Source organism: Arthrobacter sp. Dra40, from assembly GCF_059091905.1.
Map to the genome: position 1 here is coordinate 1 of NZ_JBNHHB010000325.1, position 4245 is coordinate 4245.

Here is a 4245-nt window from a genome sequence, read left to right on the forward strand (position 1 = left end):
ATGTCCTCGGGCGTCTGCTCCGACGCATTCATGCTGGCCATTACGTCGCAGAAGTGCGCCGAAACGGTTCCCTCCGCCGTCGGGGTAGGCAGATCCTCGGACTCGGTCTGTGCCGGTGCCGTCTGGGGGAGGCCGCGAGGCGCTTTGCTGTCCACAACACCAAACTCCGAAGAAGCGGGCCCCGCCAGCGCCACCACAACCAACAACACAGTAAGAGCCAAGCCCGCCAGCGTACCCAGATAGCCGAGGATCAGCCCCGCCAATGCGAGACCTCGGCCCCTTTCGCCGGTCTTCTTGATCTCCGACAGGGCCATGTGGCCCATGACCACCGCCGGCACCGACAGGAAGAACGCGCTGATGAACGAGATGAGCGAGAACAGATTGTACTTCGGCTCGGGTTTGTGCTGGTTCGGGTACGAGTCCGGGTACCTGTTTTCCGCCGATGCTGAAGGAGTCGACGTGAAGGTGGTGGGTGTGTAATCGCTCATGGGGGGCATAGCTCTTTCGTCAAATTTGCGTGCAGCTCTGTTTCATTCTATGGCATCCTTTTCTTTCAAAATCACTGTTTATGAAAGTCGAACGAACTCTCGGTACGGGGTCGCAGCATAGCCGCGCTCGGGGATTTTAGTGGTCTATCTCACGATAACCACGAAGCGAGGTTAATGCTTCCTTTATGAAATCTTCGAGCGGCTTCACGCTGTTGCCCAGCGGAATGATCTATGGTCAGAAGTGGGCGCGATTGCGAGTATTCGCGCCCAGAAAGGTCGATGGTAGCTAGCAAGTAACCAGCGGGACCCATAGAGGTTCAGATCAACAGGTCATTTGTCTAAAATGGTTTCACCCATATAAGGGGTCGAACTCAGCGGCTGAACCGACGGCATAAACAGTGATTATTGACGCTTTTCATGACCGCCTATGGGCTTCGTCAAATGTTGCTCACCAAAAATCCGAGAAGCTCGATGAACCGGCGAACGTGAACCATCTTCCTGAAGTGTCACTTTCGACGTTGAAACCCAGGCCCCAAGCTGGAGATGCCAGGAACATCTCCCATCGATCGTCTTTCGAACCACTTGTCGGACAAAACAGACGCCTCGTCGTAGTCGCGGCTGATGCGCAGCGAGTCCGGGCCGGCGCCGCCAGTGAATGAATGTGCTGGCGACTAGGGCAGGGGCAGATGGTGCCCGCCGGCGCTGCGCTTACTCGGCAGTCAAGCCCGCCGAAGAAGGCGGGCCGGCCGTCGCAGCAGACCCACCGCCGTCGGGCCATGTCTTTGGCTAGCTTCCGTGCGGAACCACCACGGCGCGGCCGCTGAGTTCGCCGGCCTGCAGCTTGCGGTAGGCCTCCAGCGCATCGTCCATGCTGTAGCGCTCAATCTCCGGAACAATCTGCCCGGCCTTGTACATGTCCACCACTTCGTGGAGGTCCTCGATGGTGCCCCAGTAGGTGTTGGTGATGACGGACTCGTACGGATTGGTGAAGAAGCTCCACTCCAACGTGCCGCCGGCGATCCCCACCACCGTCAGCCTGGACAGCCGGGCCATGGAAGCGGCGGCGGTCTTGACGGTCGGACCCACACCCACAAAGTCGAATGCGGCATCAACCCCGCGGCCGCCGGTGATTTCACGGATCCGCTCAGCCTGCCCGTCGCCGCCGGGAACGGTCACCGCGCCGGCCTCTTCGGCCTTGCGCATCGCCTCTTCCTTCATGTCGGTGGCGATGACAGTGGCGCCCGTCAACGCCTTCAGGATCTGCACGGCGATCTGGCCCAAACCGCCCAGCCCGATGACCAGCGCGTACTTGCCGCCACCGGCCAGGTGCGGCAGCGACTGCTTGATGGCGTGATACGGAGTCAGCGCAGCGTCGGCCAGCGGCGCCGCGGCCACCGGATCGGCGTCGCCCAGCGGCACCAGGTTCCGGGCCGGCACGCTGACGTACTCGGCCATCCCGCCGTCGCGCCCCAGGCCCACGCCGAGGTAGGGCATCTTGGCCGCGTTCTCGCAGTAGGTGTCCTGGCCGCGCGAACACGCCTTGCAGTGCCCGCAGCCGATCGGCCCGTACACCAGGTACGCGTCGCCGACGTTGAAGCCTTCCACGCCCTCGCCGAGTTCTTCGACCCATCCGGAATTTTCATGGCCAAGCGTGAACGGCGGCGGTACAGCTCCCGGGCCACCGGCCTCGAAGTCGTGATAAATGGCAACATCCGAGTGGCACGCTCCGGCGCCGGCGACCTTCAGCAGCACCTCCCCGGCCCGGGGCTTCGGCCGCTCCACTTCCTTGATGGTGGGGAAAGTCTTGAAATCCTCGAACACTACAGCGCGCATCATCCACTCCTGCCGGTCGGTTCTGCGATTGCTACACACGCCACCCTACGCACTGGGGAAAATGATCAGCAAGCTGTCTATCGAGTTGTCACCTTTCACCAGCCTGTGTAGCGTAGGCAACGAGGCCACCTCAAGGGGCGCAACGGCGCCCCTGGCCCTATTCCAAAGGAGGCAACTGATGCAAACCGTGGAAGAAACCATTGATGTAGCCGTTCCGGTCCGCACAGCGTACGACCAGTGGACGCAGTTCGAATCCTTTCCGAACTTTATGTCCGGCGTTGAGTCCGTGACCCAACTGACCGACACCACCAACCACTGGAAGACCAAGGTCGGCGGGGTAGAGCGCGAATTCGACACCGAGATCGTCGAGCAGCAGCCGGACGAGCGGATCGCCTGGCGCAGCACCGATGGCAAGTCGCACGCCGGGGTTGTCACCTTTAGCCCGCTCGCCGCGAACAGCACCAAGGTCTCGGTGCGCTTCGAGTGGGATCCCGAAACCTTCACCGAGAAGGTCGGTGCCGCTTTGAACATCGACGACAAGCAAGTGAAGTCGGACATGCGCAAGTTCAAGGAGTTCATTGAAACCCGCGGCACCGAGACCGGTGCCTGGCGTGGCGAGGTCAAGGACAGCGGCCCCATCGGCACGCAACTCTAAACCTCAAACCCCAAAAATTACGACGACGGTGGGCCGGCTCTTGGTGCCGGCCCACCGGTGTTTAACCCTGCCAGGACGCCTTCACACCCGGGGCAGCAGGAGAATCACACCCCGGACCGGCCCCACGACCACAGCACCGGCTCCGGTTGCTGGCGGTTTTCATCCGCGCCGGACTGCAGGCCCTCCCCCAGCATTAGCGGCCGGGCAGCGCCCAGGTCGTATCTCAAAACTTCGCCCACGAGCAGAACATGGTCGCCGCCGTCGTACACGTTCCACGGTGTGCACACGATCGTGGCGGCGTTGCCGCCCAGGACGGGCACACCGCCGTCGTTCCGCCATGCGAGGCCGGAAGCCGACCCGCGGGCAATATGGCGCACTCTCCGCCTGGTCTTCCGAGAGCACGTTGACCGCGAAACTGGAATTGCCCAGCACGCCCCGCGCCGCGGGGCTGCGCCACAGAGTGACTTGAATCAGCGGCGGATCCTGCGACACCGGGCCGGCAGCGCTGGCCCCGACGCCGCAGGGCACACCGTCTCCGCCGTTCACCGTGACGACTGCAGCCGCACTGCCTAAGCCGGCGAAGGCTTCCATCAGCCTGCGGGCATCAATGGCGGGCAGGGCAGATTGCGGCGACACAGGGTCCTCCTGACGTCGGGACGGCCGGCTAGGACGCGGGGTCCAAGACGAAGTCGTAGGTGGTCTGCACGCCGGTGCCGGATTCGGCCGGCTTGATGTCAAGCATCAGTTCCGGCTTGACCGCGGTAGCGATGTCGTCCTCGTTGTGCGGGTCGCCCGGGAAGTACAGCTGGGCAGTCAGCAGTTCGTAACCGGGTGCGGAGACCTTCAGGTGCAGGTGCGCCGGCCGCCAGGCATGCCAGCCCGCGGCGGCAATCAGTTGGCCGCAGGCGCCGTCGGTTGGGATCTGGTACGGTGCCGGCTGCATGGTGTCGATGTGGAAGTTGCCCTGCTCATCGGCGATGAAGGCCCCGCGCAGGTTCCACTCCGGAATGCCCGGAGCGAACTGGGAGTAGTAGCCCTCTTCGTCGGCGTGCCACAGCTCGATCTTGGCGTTCGGCAGCGGGGAGCCGTCCGTGGAGCGGACCTGGCCCTGGAACAGCAGCGGGGTGCCCTTTTCATCCGGGCGCATGCTGATCTTCGCCGGCGACTTTTGTTCCGGAGCGTCGGGGATGTAGTAGGGCCCCTCGATGGAGCCCTTGTTGCCATGGCGGTGGCTGGTGGCTACGTCCTCCACGGAGTGCTCGACCCAGA

General features: G+C 63.2%; 4 protein-coding genes and 1 pseudogene. 1 reads left to right on the plus strand and 4 read right to left on the minus strand.

Annotated features, from left to right (window positions below; genetic code table 11):
• On the minus strand, positions 1–488 hold a 488-nt coding region (locus tag AC5RWT_RS34980; protein ID WP_494084233.1), incomplete at its 3' end, for a DUF4190 domain-containing protein.
• Positions 489–1274: 786 nt separating this feature from the next.
• Positions 1275–2321, minus strand: coding sequence for an NAD(P)-dependent alcohol dehydrogenase (locus AC5RWT_RS34985; RefSeq protein WP_494084234.1), 1047 nt, complete (start codon positions 2319–2321; stop codon positions 1275–1277).
• A 178-nt stretch (positions 2322–2499) separates the two neighbouring features.
• On the opposite strand from AC5RWT_RS34985, the gene AC5RWT_RS34990 reads away from it, so the two are divergent.
• The gene (locus tag AC5RWT_RS34990; RefSeq protein ID WP_494084235.1) at positions 2500–2976 is read left to right on the plus strand and encodes an SRPBCC family protein; all 477 of its coding nucleotides are present in this window, start codon (positions 2500–2502) and stop codon (positions 2974–2976) included.
• Between the two features lie 104 nt (positions 2977–3080).
• On the opposite strand, the pseudogene AC5RWT_RS34995 reads toward AC5RWT_RS34990, so the two are convergent.
• A pseudogene (locus tag AC5RWT_RS34995) lies at positions 3081–3567 on the minus strand (flavin reductase family protein).
• Positions 3568–3640: 73 nt separating this feature from the next.
• Positions 3641–4245 (minus strand): dioxygenase family protein (locus AC5RWT_RS35000; protein WP_494084236.1); only part of this gene is annotated, 605 nt, incomplete at its 5' end.

Bases quoted from the DNA above. Each gene is read 5' to 3' on its own strand.
- AC5RWT_RS34985 (WP_494084234.1), bottom strand. From the start codon at position 2,321: ATGCGCGCTGTAGTGTTCGAGGATTTCAAGACTTTCCCCACCATCAAG.
- AC5RWT_RS34990 (WP_494084235.1), top strand. From the start codon at position 2,500: ATGCAAACCGTGGAAGAAACCATTGATGTAGCCGTTCCGGTCCGCACA.